Below are 14,454 nucleotides of genomic sequence, written 5' to 3' on the forward strand. Positions count from 1 at the left end.
CAACCGGTTCCACTACTCGGTCGTGCACCGACAACTCGACAGTAGCGCGCAATGGCACCGTGTGCAGGACCGGCAGACCCGCAACAAACGCGGCCCGGCACGAGATTTCAGTTCCGTGCCGGGCCCACTCTCACAGCGCGCGGTACCAGTAGCTCATGCCGTGCAGTTCTCCGTCGGTTGCGGCCACCGCGTCGGGCAGCAGCCCGAACCGGGTGAATCCGAAATGGCGCATGAGCGCGATGGAGCCGGCGTTGTCCGCGTAGATGATCGCGGTGACGTGGGTGAAGCCGCGCCGGATGGCGGCGCCGAGCAGCCATCCGGCCATCGCGGTGCCGAGCCCCTGCCTCTGGAATGCGCCGGCGATGTAGTAGCTCAGTTCGGCGATGCCGTCATAGCCCGGGCGCGGGTGGAACTTCGACAGGGAGCCGAAGCCCACGACCCGCCGCACGCCGTCGGACTCCGTCTCGATGACCACGACCGGATACCGGTCCCGCGGCGTGTGCCCCTCCACCCAGGCACGGCGCTGTTCAAGGGTGACGGGTTCAAGGTCGGCGGTGGCGCCGCCGCGGACGACCGACTCGTTGTAGATGGCGGTGATGGCCGCAAGATCGCTGTCCGCGGCCGGACGAATGGCATAGTCAGGCATGGTGCTCACGATAGCAAAAGAGTCCGTTCAACCGGGCTATATGCCCATACGCCGCCCTTGCGACGGGGCTTTCGGCGCGGCTGCCCGGATGAACCGACGCTACCGCATACGACCACCCTCAGTCTCGCTGCGCGAGACAGCTCCCGCCATCGGGAGCATGAGCATTCCGGAAGTGGCGGCATCCGGCAAAAGACGGTTCGAGCCATGGTCGCATCGATTGCAGACGGCTCCCCTCAGCAAGGGGAGCCGGACAGGTCACGCGCGATTTTCAACGCGGGGCGCTACCGCGCGCACAGGGCGGTGAGGCGGTCGCGGAACTGCGCGGTGAAGCGCTCGGCGTCGACGCCGAGCGCGACGCGGGCGGTCTTGCGCGGGTCGCGCAGGCGGGTCGGATCGCCGATCGTGCGCCCGCGGAAGCCGTGCCCGCGTCCGGTCGCCGTTTCGGTCATCATGTTGATGCCGAAGCAGTCGACCAGCGTCGGGTCGAGCGCCACGGCCACAGCCAGCGGGTCGTGCAGCGGGCTGCCGTCGGCGAAGACCGGGTCGCTGGCCTCGTTCGCGTTGATGTAGAACCCGACCATGTCGGCGAGGAACGCGCCGCGCTTCGTGCCGGTCGCGCGCCACGCGGCGGCGTCGGCGCGGGTCATCAGGCACTGGTGGGTCACGTCGAGGCCGATCATCGTCACGTCGGCGCCGGAGCGGAACACGCGGTTCGCGGCCTCCGGGTCCTGGATGATGTTCGTCTCGCAGATCAGGTCGTAGCAGTTGCCCTCCTGCGTGAGCGCGCCGCCCATCATCACCACGCGCAGGTCGGGCACGATGTCCGGCGCCAGCGCGATCGCCGCGTCGACGTCGGTCAGCGGGCCGGTCGCCACGATCGTCACGTCACGGCCATAGCGGCGCACGGCGTCGACGATGAACTGCACGCCGGCGCCGTCGCGCACCGGAGGCACGGCCGGGATGCGCCCCGCCCCATCGGCGCCGGCCGCTTCCATGTCGATGTCGAACCGGTCGCCGCCGACGGATTTGACCAGATGCCGGCGGAACGGGGCCGCACCGCCGGCAACCGCGCCGCCGTCCGAGACGGTGGCCGCGGCGGGCGAACCGGACCGCCCGCCGACGGCGAGCCCCGGCGCGGAGGCATCCGCGCCGGATTCGTGGATGCCGACGCTCGGCCGGGCCAGGATCTCGTCGGCGCCGGCTGGAGCGTGCACGCCGTAGTCGGCCGGGTTCACGTTGCCGAGCCCGTTGCCGCCATGGAATCGGGCGCAGCCCTCATCCACCTCGAACAGGTCGGCCCATGAGGGCTGCTCGCAGCCGAGCAGCACCGGAATGTCCTCGCGCCCGAACAGCCGCAGCACATCGCGATTGTTGCGTACGGCGGTGCGCGCGAGCACATTGCCATATGTGCCGATAACCCCCAGCAGGTCGGCGCCGTCGGAGCCGAGCAGGTAGCAGATTGCCAGCGTATCGTCGATGCCGGTGTCGACGTCGAGCACGATTCGGGTCATGGGTTACTTCGCACCTTTCAGGAATTCGTTGGTGGCGCCGTCCTTGGACTGCGGGATGGTGTCGACCGGGTTGCCGTTGGCGTCGGTGTACGCGTGTGCCTCGCCGAGGAAGTCAAAGCGCTTCTGCGTCTCGACGAAGTCGTTGGTGCCGCGCACGAACTCGCCGGACTTGATCTTCTCCGGGTCGCCCCAGTACTGGCCGTCGACGATCATGTGCATGCTCTTCTTGACGAAGGCCTCCTCGAGGTTGGCGTCGGGGGCTTCCTTGACCAGGATCGAGGCCGCGTCGTCCGGGTTGGCGTACGCGTACTCGTAGCCCTTCTGCGAGGCCTGGACGAACTTGCGCACGAGGTCGGGCTTCTCCTTGATCATCTTGTCGCTGGTGATGATGCCGATCGCGTCGCCGTTGCCGGGAACGCCGTAGTCGGGCTCGGTGAAGCAGTTGAGCTGCGGGCCGTACATCTCGGCCTGCACGCCCTCCCAGGTGGCGTAGAACCCGCCGAAGTCGGCCTTGCCGGATTCGAGCGTCTTGAAGGTGGACGTGCCGACGGTCACCTTGTCGAACTCGCCCTTGCCGCCGTCGTACTGCACCATGCGCTTGATGACCGCATCGGACTCGTTGCCGCCGAAGGTGGCGAAGGTCTTGCCGTCGAAGTCCTTCGGGGACTTGATGGCGGTGTTGCTGGCGAGCGCGCACCAGATGGCGCTCGGCTTCTGCTGCACCTGCAGCACCTGCTTGATGTGCGCGCCCTTGAGGTCGGTGTAGCTGGCCGCGTTGTACATGTTGGACAGCGCGAAGTCGGCGACGCCGTTGTTCACGGCCTGCTCGGCGCCGGCCTGGGCCACGGCCACGATGTCGACGTCGAGCCCGGCGTCCTTGAAGTACCCCTTGTTCTTGGCCACATACACGCCGATGTGGTTGGTATCGGGTATCCACGCGAGCATGAAGGTGACTTTGGTGAGCTTGCTTCCGTCGGCGGCCTTGTCCGCCGCGTTGGTGCTGCCGCACCCGGCCAGCGAGAAGGCCATGGCGATGGCCGAGACTCCCGCGATGACACCGGTCGCGGCTTTACGAATGCTGGACGCAATGGTCATGATGATTCCCTAGATCTTCTCAAACGTATCGCTACGATACCGTTCTCTGGGGCGCTTTCAAGCGGAGGTCGGCAGAGAACGGTGGTAGGGCCTAGTCCCGCTTGCCCAATGCCCCCCGCCGGCCGTATTCCCCAAATACACAACTACGCATGCGAATCAACCGCGGTTTGTCACACATTGGCGCTGAAGCGCTTTTGATTGTACCCGTTGCCGGGACAAGGCCGGGCCGGCAACGCCGCTTCCGTGCATGATCCACACGCATGGCCCACGCGGCCCGTTCGCGGGGTTCCGCGAGAAAAGTCCGCGATGACGACATAATGGTCATGCAAGCCGATGACGCCGCCGGACCGGCGGCGCACCCCGAACGGGATGGCACGCGGGCTCCTCACCTTACCGCGCATCGCCGCCCGTCCGCTGAAGAACGACCCTCATGGAAGGGGAAGGTGACCGCTGATGAAAGCGACTATCAAGGACCGTCTGGCGACCGTCACGGCCGTGATCGCACTGCTGGCCGTGTGGGAGGCATGGGTGCGGATCGGCAAGGTGCCGCAGAGCATGTTCTCCTCCCCGACCCAGATCGTCAAGGCGACCATCGACGCGTGGCCGACGCTGTGGCCGGCCACGCAGGTCACCGCCTTCGAGGGGTTCGTGGGATTCGCGTTCGCCATACTGTGCGGCGTGCTGATCGGCATCGCCTTCTACTGCTTCCGCACGCTGAACGCGGCCCTGTACCCGCTGCTGTACGCGGCGCAGACGATGCCGCTGATCACCATCGCGCCCCTGTTCCTGATCTGGTTCGGCTTCGAGATCTCCGGCAAGATCGTGATCACGGCGTTCTGGGGCCTGTTCCCCATCGCGGTGCAGACGATCCGCGGGCTGAAGGCCGTGCCGCAGTTCTACACGGATGTGGCGCTCACCTGCGGCGCGACGCCGACGTGGACGCTGTGGCATGTGAAGCTGCGCGTGGCGGCCCGCCAGATCTTCGGCGGCGTGCGCATCAGCGCCGCCTACATCTTCGCCACCGCGACCACCGCCGAATACCTCGGCGCGCGCAAGGGGCTCGGCATCTGGCTGCAGGCCGCCTACAACTCGTTCCGCACGCCGCTGATCTTCTCGGCCACGATCGTGATCGTGCTGCTGACCGTGCTGCTCATGCTCATCGTCAACGTGTGCGAACGCGTGCTGCTCGGCCCGGTCGATGAGGATTTCGACCCCGACGAGTGAGCCCGCGCAATTCTGGCTCCCTCCGCTGAGGGGAGCCAAGCCGCAGACCGTCCATCGCCACGGTTCGTGGCGACATACGAATAAATCCCCGCTGAAGGCGGGGATTTTTCATTGCCGGCTGTAGGGGCTACTGCAGGGATAGGGCCTTGTTCAGGGCGTCCTGCAGCTGCTTCTGGGCCTGGCCGTAGGCGGTCCAGTCGCCGTTCTTCATGGCGGCGTCGGAGTCCTTCATCGCCTGGGCGGCGTCCTGCAGGGCTGCCTTGAGGTCGGCGTTCGTCTGGGACGAGCCGTCGGACTTGCCGGAGCCGGACCCGTCGGAGGACGAGTCGGAGCCGGCCTGTTTGTCCGTCGACCCCTGCGAATCCGAGGAGCCGGATCCCGCGCCCTCGCCTCCGGAACCGGAGGCCGTGCCGGACGTGTGCCCGGCGTTCTCCGCGTCGCCCGCGGCGGCGCCCGAATCACCGCCGAACACCTGGTCGAGCGCCTCGTCGAGCGTGTCGGCGAAGCCGACCTGATCGCCGAAGGCGACCAGCACCTTCTTGAGCAGCGGGAACGAGGTCGAGCCGCTGGACTGCACGTACACGGGCTGCACGTACACCAGGCCGCCGCCGAGCGGCAGGGTCAGCAGGTTGCCCCGCTTGACGTTCGTGGAGCCGGATTGCAGCAGGTTGAGCTCCTTGGACACGTCGGCGTCCGCGTTGAAGTTGTTCTGCGCCTGCCCGGGGCCCGGCACGTTCGAGTCCTTGGGCAGCTCCTGCAGGCGTATCGTGCCGTAGTTCGCGCCGATCTTGCCCTTCGTGGAGCCCGCGTCGGAGTCGACGGACAGGAACCCGGTGAGGATCTCGCGCGTGGACGTGCCGGCGGGGATGTACGAGGAGGTCAGCGAGAACACCGGTTCGGACGAGCCGCCGGTCTGCAGCGTCAGGTAGTACGGCGGCTGCAGGATGTCCTGCTTCTGCGCGCTTTCGGATTCGGTCGGGTCGACCGGGGTCTGCCAGAAGTCCTCGCCGGAGAAGAACTGGCTGGCCGAACCGACGTGGTACTTGGCGAGCAGCTCGCGCTGCACCTTGAACAGGTTCTCCGGGTAGCGCAGGTGGCTCATCAGATCGCCGGAGATCTCCGACACCGGGTGGTACTGGCCGGGGAAGATCTGCTGCCACGCCTTGATGACCGGGTCGTTCTCGTCCCACACGTACAGGTCGACCGAGCCGTCGTACGCGTCGACCGTGGCCTTGACCGAGTTGCGGATGTAGTTGGCCTTCTGCGAGCCGAGCCCGGTGATCGTGCTCGAGGTCGTGGTGGTGGAGTCCTCGGTGGCCTCGCCCAGATCGGTCATCTGCGAGTACGGGTAGGCGTCCGACGTGGTGTAGCCGTCGACGATCCACTTGACGCGCCCGTCGACGACGGCCGGGTAGACGCGCCCGTCCAGCGTCAGGTAGGGGGCGACCTTGGCGACGCGCTCCTTCGGGGAACGGTCGTAGAGGATCTGCGAGGCCGAGGTCACGCGGTCGGAGAACAGGATCTGGTCGGAGCCGAAGCGGATCGCGTAGAGCAGGCGGGAGAAGATGTTGCCGACCGAGGGGCCGCCGTCGCCGCTGAACGTGGTGGTGGCGCCCTGGGAACCGGTCGGGTAGTCGAACTCCCACGATTCGGTGCCTTCCGGCGCGCCGACGATCGAGTACTCGGTGGCGTTCGGCGAGAAGTAGATGCGCGGCTCGTACTTCTCGGAATCGGTGAGCTTGCCCTGCGTGGGGATGCCCGATTCGAAGAACCGCGGCTGGCCGTCGGCCGTCACCTTGTTGCCGTAGGCGGCGACGACGCCGTAGCCGTGCGTGTACACGGTGTGGTCATTGACCCAGTTGCGGTTGTCGAGGCCGTCGAGGTCGAGCTCGCGGGCGGCGATCACCGTGTCCTGGCTTTCGCCGTCGATCTCGTACTTGTCGACGGCGAGCGTGTCGGCGAAGGTGTAGTACTGCTTGGACTGCTGCAGCTGCTTGAACGTGGGCGAGACGACCTGCGGATCGAGCAGTCGGATCTGCGCGGTGGTCTCCGTCTCGTTCGACAGCGCGCCGCTTTCGCCGCGCGTGGTGGCCTCGTACTGCTCGACCTTGATGCCGTCGAGCCCATAGGCCTGCTGCGTGGCCGCGATGTTGCGCTGGATGTAGCTCGACTCCATCTCCTGCGCGTTCGGATTCACCTTGAAGCGCTGCAGCAGCATCGGCCACGCGACGGTCAGCACCATCGAGACGACCACGGTGGCGGCGATGGCGACGACCGGCGTGCGCCACGCCTTGAGCGCCGCGGCGGCGCGGACGGTCGGCTTGGCCGGGCCTTCGAGCGCATGCGACCTCATGAGCCACACGCCGAGGAACAGGCCGAGGATGGCGGTGATCGCGGCCATGACGAAGGTGACCGGGATCGTCGCGTTGACGGTCGTGTAGGTGGCGCCGGTGATGCGGTCGCCCTGCTGGGTCAGGTGGGCGAACACGCCGACGATCTGGCGGCCGGACCACGCGAGCATGTTGAGGATCAGCCAGACGGCGATCTGGCGGCGGGCGCGCTTGGTGACGTCGAGCACGCCGCGGCCGTGCACCGGCATCGTGAAGCGGATGCCGCCCATGAGCACATGCGTGACCAGCGAGAAGACGATGCCGATGAACAGCAGCATCGACACGGCGGAGACGACCAGCTGCAGGCCGGGCAGGATGAACACGTAGAAGCCGTTGTCCAGGCCGAACTGCGGATCGGTGGTGCCGAAGCGCTGCGCGTTGAACATGAGCAGGATGTCGGCCCAGTTCGCGTTGAACTGGGCGCCGAACACGATGCCGACGATCAGCGAGATGACCACGGCGATGCGGCGCGCGGTCTTCGAGCTGATGCCCTTGCCGACCTCGACGACGTCCCCGTTGATGCGGATGGTCGAGCCGTCGGCCGAGTCCGGGCGCGCGCGGATCGCGAGCGCCGCCGAGACGAAGCCGACCAGCGCCATGAGCGCCGCGTAGGCGACCCACAGGCCGACCTTCACCCCGAGCTGCGTCCACACGACGCTCTGGAAGCCGAGCTGGCCGTACCACATGAGGTCGGTGATGAAGTTGGCCAGACCGAAGAACAGCCCCACGAGCACCACGATCGCGACGACCACGCCGATGAGGATCTTCGACCCGCGGCCCGCATGCGGCGCGCTCGGGCGCTGCGTCAGGCGCGGGCCGGCCGGGCGGCGCGGCGGGCGGGCGCCCGCGTCGGGGCGCTGCCCCGTCTCGTCGCCGTCCGCCTGCACGTTGAGGATCACCGGATCGTCATCGTTGCCGGAGCGGCGGTTCCGCGGGTCACCCGGATCGGATTCCGGATCGAACATGGGGCCGAACATATCAAAAAAAGACATGCCTTCCAGCGTAGCGGCAGGTGCGGAATGGGGTTATGCCGTCAAGGAAAACGCCGGACGGTACATGCGGCGCGCCGGAACGCGCTGTGCCATAATCGGGAGCATGACGCAACCGCCTTCCCAGCATGTCCGCATCACCGGTTCGCCGTCCCGTCATCCCTGGCGCCTGGCCGTGGCGGCCCTGTGCGTGGCCGTGCTGGCGGCGGCCGGCGTATGGCTGGCATGGCCGTCGGTCTGGGGCGCCCTGTCCGCGCGCCTCCCGCATGACCCCGCTTCCGCTCGGCCCGGCTCCGCGTCCTCTTCGCCGGCTGGCGGCGCGCACGCTCCGCTGACGCTGGATCGCGGCGCGGTGCCCGAAGCCTCCGCGCGGCTGGTGCGGCTCGATCAGGCGCGCCGCCGTGCCGAAACGGCCGTGAACGGCATGAGCGTGGAGGAACGGGTAGGCCAGCTGGTCATGGCGCCCCTGTTCGCCGGATCGGACGCGTCGGCCCTGAGCGACCTCATCGCGAACCGGCATGTCGGTTCGGTGCTGATCATCGGCAACTGGGTCGACGGCACCGCCGGCGTGCGCCAGGCGACCGACGCCCTGCAGGGTTATGCGCCGGCGGACAACCGGCTGATCATGGCCACCGATCAGGAGGGCGGTCTGGTGCAGCACCTGACGGGCGCCGGATTCGACGCGATGCCGAGCGCGGTGGAGCAGGGGCGCATGAGCGCCGATCAGCTGCGCGCCTCCGCCGCCGTGTGGGGAGCGCAGCTGGCGCAGGCCGGCATCAACGTCGATCTGGCCCCCGTGCTGGACACGGTGACGATGGACCGCGCCTCGAACGCGCCGATCGGCGCCCTGAACCGCGATTTCGGCCTGGACGCGGCGGGCAACGCCGGCCACGGCACGGCCTTCATCGAGGGGCTGAGGCAGGCCGGGGTCGGTGCGGCGGTGAAGCACTACCCGGGGCTGGGCGCGGTGAGCGGCAACACCGATTTCACCGCGGACGGCATCCTCGACACGACTACCACGCTCGGCGGCGGGGAGGCCGGGGCGTTCGAACAGGCGATCGACGCGGCCGACCCGGTCATGGTGATGATGTCGCTGGCCACGTATCAGGCGATCGACCCCTCGGCGCCGGCCGCGTTCTCGTCCGCCATCATCGACAGCCATCTGCGCGGGGAGGCCGGGTATGACGGCGTGGTGACGTCGGACTCGCTGTCGGCCGCCGCGCTCGGCGGCATCGCGCCCGATCAGCTGGGCGTGCGGCTGGTCGAGGCCGGGGGCGACCTTGCCTGCATCGGCGACACCGCCTATGTGCAGCCGGTCCTCGACGGCCTGCTGGCCCGCGCGCGGTCCGACGCGGATTTCGCGGCCAAGGTCACGCGGTCGGCCACGCGCGTGATGACCCTCAAATACCTGATGGATCTGGCGGGCTGACGGCCGACGGTGCGGCACGACGCGCAACGCGCCGCATCGCATCGCATCACACCGCATCGCATCGCACCGCCGAACGGTATTCGTCGATCCGGCGTCCACTATGTGACGCATCGCTTGCGTCCCGCCCACACCGCATTTGACTAAATGGTTTTCGGCGCGCAAGATCTAAGGGGTTTGGCTCCAACCCGCAGCCCGAGGAGGCTCTTTCCATGCATGGTCATCGTCTTACCCGCCACCAGCGCCTGCTGGCCACCGTTACCTTCTTTTCGATGTTCTTCGGCGCGGGGAATCTGATCTTTCCGCCGTTCCTCGGCGTGCAGGCCGGGTCGGCTACCGTGCCGGCGGCGGCCGGGTTCATCGTCTCCGCGGTCGGCCTGCCGATTCTCGGCGTGCTCGCGGTGTCGGCGGCCGGCGGATTCGAGCAGCTCGCGAACCGCGTGTCGCCGAAGTTCTCGCTGGTGCTCGGCGTGGCGATCATCCTGACGATCGGCCCGTGCTTCGCGATCCCGCGCACGGCGACCACCTCCTTCGAGATGGCGGTGGTGCCGTTCACCGCGGACGCGCCGCGCTGGCTGACCCAGCTGGTCTACTCGCTCGTGTTCTTCGCCCTGTCCTTCGTGATGGCGCAACATCCCGAACGCCTGTCGAAGACGCTCGGCCGGTTCATGGGGCCGCTGCTGCTGGTGCTGATCGCGGTGCTGTTCGCGGCGTGCCTGGTCATCGGCCACGGCGCGTTCACCGCACCCTACGGCAACTACGCCTCCGGCCAGCTGGCCCGCGGGTTCCTCGACGGCTACCAGACGATGGATCTGCTGGCGGCCCTGTACTTCGGCATCGTGATTTCGGCGAACGTGCGCGAGATGGGCGTGACCGACGAATCGGCGAACCGCCGCGAGACCGGTCTTGCCGGCGTCGGGACCGGCGTCATGCTGATCGCGGTCTACGGCGCGCTCTCCTACGTCGGCATGGTGTCGGGCGCCTTCGCCACGATCGACCCGGCGAAGGACAACGGCGCCACCGTGCTGACGAATCTCACCGCCTCGGCGTTCGGCCCGTGGGGCACGGCGTTCGTCGGACTGGTGTTCGTAGTCGCCTGCTTCAACGTATGCACCGGGCTCATCTCCACCTGCGGCACGTATTTCCAGAACCGCTTCCCGCGCGTGGCTGGCCGGCGCGTCTCCTACCGCGCGTGGAGCGCCATATTCGCCGTGTTCAGCTTCATCGTCTCGAACGCCGGCCTGAGCACGATCGTCACCGTGTCGGTGCCGGTGCTGGCTGCCCTGTACCCGATCGCGATCGTGCTGGTCGTGCTGGCCTTGGTCCATCGCCCGTTCTCGGGCCGCTTCCCGCACATGTATTTCTGGACCGTGCTGCTGGTTGGCATCGTCAGCGCCGTCGACTGCCTCGACCAGCTGATCACCGTGTTCACCGGACTGACGGTGGCCCCGCTGCATGTGGTCACGCTGTTGCCGCTGTATTCGGCGCAGCTCGGATGGCTGCTGCCGGCCGCCATCGGACTGGCGATCGGCGTCGCCGTCTCGCTGGCCAAGAGGACGACCGCGGCGGCGCGCTGATCCGGATTCAGACGAAGACGAGCTGGACGAGCACCATGTAGAGGATGGTGCCGCCGGCGATCGACAGCAGCATGTTCCTCTTCCACAGGTGCAGGCCGATGATGGCGACCATCGCGATCGCCTCGGGCAGGCCGTGGCTGCCGCCGGTGATCGACACGTCCTTGAGCGAATACACGACGAGCAGGCCGGTCATCGCATAGGGCAGCACATTGCCGAGATACCGCACGAACCGCGGCGGCTCCTTCGATTCGGGGAAGACGACGAACGGCAGGAACCGGGTGATCATCGTTCCGAGCGCCACGACGGCGATCGTCGCGATGCCCTGCCATACGGTCATGGTCATCATCGTGCCTCTCCTTCCGGTTCCGGCGAATCGGCCTCGCTTGCGGCACGGCCCGCGCCGGCGGCCTCCCGCCCGTCATGCGGATCGTCGAGATACGGACGCAGGGCCACGAACAGGACGAGCATCAGCGCCATGGCGGGGATCATGAAGCGATCCGGGCCGAATACGAGCAGCGCCGCCGCCGAGGCGAGCACGCCGATGATGGCCGGCAGATGCCGCCGCTCCCCCATCCACTGGTCGAGGAAGATGACCAGGAACAGCGCGGTGAGCACGAATTCGATGCCTTTGGTGGAGAACGGCAGCAGCCCGCCGACCAGCCAGCCGAACGCCGTGCCCACGATCCAATACCAGCGGTTGAGCACGGAGACGTAGATCATGAACCAGCCCCGGTCCACGTCGGGCGGGATCTTCGCCGACGAGTTGATCGCGAAGGATTCGTCGCACATGGCGAAGATCAGATACGGCTTCTTCCACCCGGTGTTCGCGAACGGCCCGAGCATCGACAGCCCGTAGAACAGGTGACGCGCGTTGACCATGAGCGCGAGCAGGAACGCGGACAACGGGCTGAACGCGGACAGCAGCAGGTTGACGGTCACGAATTCCATCGAACCGGCGAAGATGAAGAACGCCATGCATACCGGCCACAGCAGGCCGAAGCCCTTCGCGTGCATGAGCAGCCCATACGATCCGCCGAGGAAGAAGAACCCCGCGGCGATCGGCAGGGTCAGCGGCAGGGCGGCCTTGAACGCCCTGGCCCTCATGCCGTGCTCGTGCGGCTCCGATTGCCCCTGCATGCCGTTGTCCCCCATTCGCCTCGCGTTCCGCCGATAGACGCGATCATCTTAGACGCGCCGCAGGAGAATTGCCAACGGAGTCTCGGCTTCGGCATGAATGTGTTTCGGCATGGATACGGGATGGGGCCCGTCGAGCGGTATCTCGACGGGCCCCATCCCATAGTCGCGCCGCATACGCCGGCGGGCGCTCGCCCACCATACGGCGGTCCGTTCGGCACGGCTCTGCTATCGTCGCCACGAATCACGCGTGACCACGACGGCATCGGCGGCGACGAACGCCACCAGGCAGACGGCCAGGACCGCCAACGTCAACGGGGATGCGTAAAAGTCCCTGATATCCACATCCATAGCGGGGCTGATCATCGCGAACACCGCAACGGGAACGACGACGATGAACATATTACATCCATATGCATTCGCGGAACAACCGCCCATAGCCATCAAGCGAGGCGCGCCGCATGCGTCATGCCGACAACGGCAGGCTGATGAGCATCGTCGTGCCCTGCGGCGAGGAGGACTCGACCTGCACGGTGCCGCCGTAGCGGTTCGCCACGTCGCGGGCGAGCGCCAGTCCAAGCCCATACCCCTGGTGCGCGGTGCCGTCGTCGTCGCGCGCGAACCGGCGGAACAGCCGTTCGGGGTTGTCTCCGATGCCGGACCCGTGGTCGGTGATGCGGATCGCCGCGTCGCTGCCGTGGTGGAGGTATCCGAGCGACACGTTCACCGCGCCGTGCTCCGGCGAGTGCGCGATCGCATTGTCCAATACGGCCACCACGCACCGCGACAGGCCGACCGCGTTGCCCTGCACGACAAAATGGGCGGGGTCGCCGTCCACGCGCGTCGTGATGCCGACATGCCGCGAATCGGCCAGCGGCCGTACCGAGTCGACGGACTGGCCGATCACGTCGGGCAGCGCGACGGGCTCCGTGTGCACCGACCCGCGTGCGGCGACGAGCAGGTCGGTGATGATCGCGTTCATGCGGTCCACGTCGGCGTGCAGGTCGGCGAGCGGTTTGTCGATGGATTGGCCGCGCGCACGGCGGAAGTCGATCAGGTCGATGCGCGTCGAGATCACGGCGAGCGGCGTTTTGAGCTCGTGGCTGGCGTCGGCCACGAAATCCTTCTGCAGGGCCAGCGCCCGTTCGAGCGGCTCGACCTCCTTGCGCGAGTAGTGCCAGCCGATCAGCGCCGCGGCGATCACGATGACGGCCACGAACAGCAGGATGAACACAACCGCCTTGCGCGTGTCGATGACCATCATGCCGCGCCCGAACTGTTCGGTCACCGACATCTGGTCCGGATTCAGGCCGCGCTCGGTGATCTCGTGCCGGGAGCCGAGCAGCACGCCGAGCACGAACAGCACGCCCCCGATGACGGTGACCACGGCCATCGCGATCGTCATGCGCAGGCTGATCGAACTGGCCGTCGCGCTGCGGGCACGCAGTGCGCCGAACGCCCGGCAGACGGCGTGCCACGCCGATGAGGCGGCGCGTCCGATGCGGCTCGCGGGCGGACGCCGCACCGCCGGATGCGGAGACTGGCCTTCGTCTCCATCACGGTCGATGCCGATGCCGCCGGCATGCGGCCGATCGGACCGAGGCCGCCCCGTACCGGCCTGATCCGCAGGCTCGCCAGCGGAACCCCGAGTAAGCTGATCGTCCATCACGGCACCTCGCTATTCCGCCTGCGGCTGGCCGATGCGGTAGCCCCGCCCGCGCACGGTTTCGATGATCGACCGCACGGTTTTGCCGCGCACATAGGACACGTAGACATCCACCGTGCCGATGTCGCTGCCCGCGGAGAACACGCCGGACAGCAGCTCGTCCCGGTCGAAGACGTGGTCCGGCGCGGCGGCGAGGGTGGCGAGCAGCTTCGTCTCGGTATCGGTGAGCGGCACGGTGCGCCCGTCCGGATCCTCGATGGCGCTGGAGCCGGGCTTGAGCAGCCAGTCGCCGATGAGCACGCTGGCGGATTGCGCCTGGAATCCGCGCAGCAGCGCGCGCAGGCGCGCCTCGAGCTCCATGAAATGGAACGGCTTGGTCACGTAGTCGTTCGCCCCGCCATCCAGCCCTTCGACGATGTCGTCGACCGCGGAGAGCGCGGTCAGCACCAGCACCGGCGTGGTCAGACCGGTGGCGCGCAGCGTCCTGACGATGTCCAGCCCGTCGCCGTCCGGCAGGCGGCGGTCGACGATCAGCGCGTCGTAGTGCCGGTCGTGCAGCAGCCGCTTGGCCTCCGCCGCGCTGGGCGCCCAGTCGACGCGATAGTCGGGATCCAGCATCTCCTGCGTCATCGCGCCCAGATTCGGATCGTCCTCGATCAGCAGCACCGCGGGGAGCAGCAGCCGTTCCACCTTCCGCTCGTCCATCGTATCCGCCATGTTCAGCCCTTTCCCCGCCGCCATGTCTCCATCGTATGCCACACCCGGCTGCCAATGCGCCGCGCGCATGGCAGCCCCG

General features: G+C 67.7%; 12 protein-coding genes. 3 read left to right on the forward strand and 9 right to left on the reverse strand.

Annotated elements, in window-relative coordinates; genetic code table 11:
• Positions 1-130: 130 nt before the first annotated feature.
• The 3 genes from BBSC_RS07755 to BBSC_RS07765 all read right to left on the reverse strand — a co-directional run bounded on the left by BBSC_RS07755 (position 131) and on the right by BBSC_RS07765 (position 3,252).
• Positions 131-646, reverse strand: coding sequence for a GNAT family N-acetyltransferase (locus BBSC_RS07755; RefSeq protein WP_033519758.1), 516 nt, complete (start codon positions 644-646; stop codon positions 131-133).
• Between the two features lie 281 nt (positions 647-927).
• Entirely contained in the window at positions 928-2,157 is a 1,230-nt protein-coding gene (locus BBSC_RS07760; protein ID WP_034535535.1) for a nucleoside hydrolase, read from the reverse strand.
• Between the two features lie 3 nt (positions 2,158-2,160).
• On the reverse strand, positions 2,161-3,252 hold the full coding sequence (locus BBSC_RS07765; RefSeq protein WP_033519755.1) for an ABC transporter substrate-binding protein: 1,092 nt from the start codon (positions 3,250-3,252) through the stop codon (positions 2,161-2,163).
• Between the two features lie 453 nt (positions 3,253-3,705).
• Between BBSC_RS07765 and BBSC_RS07770 the strand changes: the two genes are divergently transcribed.
• The gene (locus BBSC_RS07770) at positions 3,706-4,476 is read left to right on the forward strand and encodes an ABC transporter permease (RefSeq protein ID WP_033519754.1); all 771 of its coding nucleotides are present in this window, start codon (positions 3,706-3,708) and stop codon (positions 4,474-4,476) included.
• A gap of 127 nt (positions 4,477-4,603) precedes the next feature.
• On the opposite strand, the gene BBSC_RS07775 is transcribed toward BBSC_RS07770, so the two are convergent.
• The gene (locus BBSC_RS07775) at positions 4,604-7,858 is read right to left on the reverse strand and encodes a UPF0182 family membrane protein (protein WP_046726317.1); all 3,255 of its coding nucleotides are present in this window, start codon (positions 7,856-7,858) and stop codon (positions 4,604-4,606) included.
• A gap of 103 nt (positions 7,859-7,961) precedes the next feature.
• Between BBSC_RS07775 and BBSC_RS07780 the strand changes: the two genes are divergently transcribed.
• On the forward strand, positions 7,962-9,284 hold the full coding sequence (locus tag BBSC_RS07780) for a glycoside hydrolase family 3 N-terminal domain-containing protein (protein WP_046726340.1): 1,323 nt from the start codon (positions 7,962-7,964) through the stop codon (positions 9,282-9,284).
• A 209-nt stretch (positions 9,285-9,493) separates the two neighbouring features.
• On the forward strand, positions 9,494-10,858 hold the full coding sequence (gene brnQ, locus BBSC_RS07785) for a branched-chain amino acid transport system II carrier protein (protein WP_033519989.1): 1,365 nt from the start codon (positions 9,494-9,496) through the stop codon (positions 10,856-10,858).
• Positions 10,859-10,865: 7 nt separating this feature from the next.
• On the opposite strand, the gene BBSC_RS07790 is transcribed toward brnQ, so the two are convergent.
• The 5 genes from BBSC_RS07790 to BBSC_RS07805 all read right to left on the reverse strand — a co-directional run bounded on the left by BBSC_RS07790 (position 10,866) and on the right by BBSC_RS07805 (position 14,399).
• Positions 10,866-11,201 carry a branched-chain amino acid transporter permease gene (locus BBSC_RS07790; protein WP_033519995.1) on the reverse strand — a complete coding sequence of 112 codons (336 nt, stop codon included), beginning with the start codon at positions 11,199-11,201 and terminating at the stop codon, positions 10,866-10,868.
• Positions 11,201-11,995, reverse strand: a complete 795-nt coding sequence (locus BBSC_RS07795) for an AzlC family ABC transporter permease (RefSeq protein ID WP_033519994.1) — start codon at positions 11,993-11,995, stop codon at positions 11,201-11,203. Before BBSC_RS07795 ends, BBSC_RS07790 begins: the two co-directional genes overlap by 1 nt.
• Positions 11,996-12,220: 225 nt before the next feature.
• Positions 12,221-12,394: a hypothetical protein gene (locus BBSC_RS13975; RefSeq protein WP_156102393.1), complete on the reverse strand. Its 174-nt coding sequence runs from the start codon at positions 12,392-12,394 to the stop codon at positions 12,221-12,223.
• Between the two features lie 64 nt (positions 12,395-12,458).
• Positions 12,459-13,658, reverse strand: coding sequence for a sensor histidine kinase (locus BBSC_RS07800; RefSeq protein WP_081893097.1), 1,200 nt, complete (start codon positions 13,656-13,658; stop codon positions 12,459-12,461).
• Positions 13,659-13,670: 12 nt separating this feature from the next.
• Positions 13,671-14,399, reverse strand: a complete 729-nt coding sequence (locus tag BBSC_RS07805) for a response regulator transcription factor (RefSeq protein ID WP_197540809.1) — start codon at positions 14,397-14,399, stop codon at positions 13,671-13,673.
• Positions 14,400-14,454: the final 55 nt, after the last annotated feature.

It is taken from the genome of Bifidobacterium scardovii JCM 12489 = DSM 13734, from assembly GCF_001042635.1.
GTDB lineage: Bacteria > Actinomycetota > Actinomycetes > Actinomycetales > Bifidobacteriaceae > Bifidobacterium > Bifidobacterium scardovii.

Bases quoted from the DNA above. Each gene is read 5' to 3' on its own strand.
- BBSC_RS07755 (WP_033519758.1), bottom strand. From the start codon at position 646: ATGCCTGACTATGCCATTCGTCCGGCCGCGGACAGCGATCTTGCGGCC.
- BBSC_RS07760 (WP_034535535.1), bottom strand. From the start codon at position 2,157: ATGACCCGAATCGTGCTCGACGTCGACACCGGCATCGACGATACGCTG.
- BBSC_RS07765 (WP_033519755.1), bottom strand. From the start codon at position 3,252: ATGACCATTGCGTCCAGCATTCGTAAAGCCGCGACCGGTGTCATCGCG.
- BBSC_RS07770 (WP_033519754.1), top strand. From the start codon at position 3,706: ATGAAAGCGACTATCAAGGACCGTCTGGCGACCGTCACGGCCGTGATC.
- BBSC_RS07775 (WP_046726317.1), bottom strand. From the start codon at position 7,858: ATGTCTTTTTTTGATATGTTCGGCCCCATGTTCGATCCGGAATCCGAT.
- BBSC_RS07780 (WP_046726340.1), top strand. From the start codon at position 7,962: ATGACGCAACCGCCTTCCCAGCATGTCCGCATCACCGGTTCGCCGTCC.
- brnQ (WP_033519989.1), top strand. From the start codon at position 9,494: ATGCATGGTCATCGTCTTACCCGCCACCAGCGCCTGCTGGCCACCGTT.
- BBSC_RS07790 (WP_033519995.1), bottom strand. From the start codon at position 11,201: ATGACCATGACCGTATGGCAGGGCATCGCGACGATCGCCGTCGTGGCG.
- BBSC_RS07795 (WP_033519994.1), bottom strand. From the start codon at position 11,995: ATGCAGGGGCAATCGGAGCCGCACGAGCACGGCATGAGGGCCAGGGCG.
- BBSC_RS13975 (WP_156102393.1), bottom strand. From the start codon at position 12,394: ATGTTCATCGTCGTCGTTCCCGTTGCGGTGTTCGCGATGATCAGCCCC.
- BBSC_RS07800 (WP_081893097.1), bottom strand. From the start codon at position 13,658: ATGGACGATCAGCTTACTCGGGGTTCCGCTGGCGAGCCTGCGGATCAG.
- BBSC_RS07805 (WP_197540809.1), bottom strand. From the start codon at position 14,399: ATGGCGGCGGGGAAAGGGCTGAACATGGCGGATACGATGGACGAGCGG.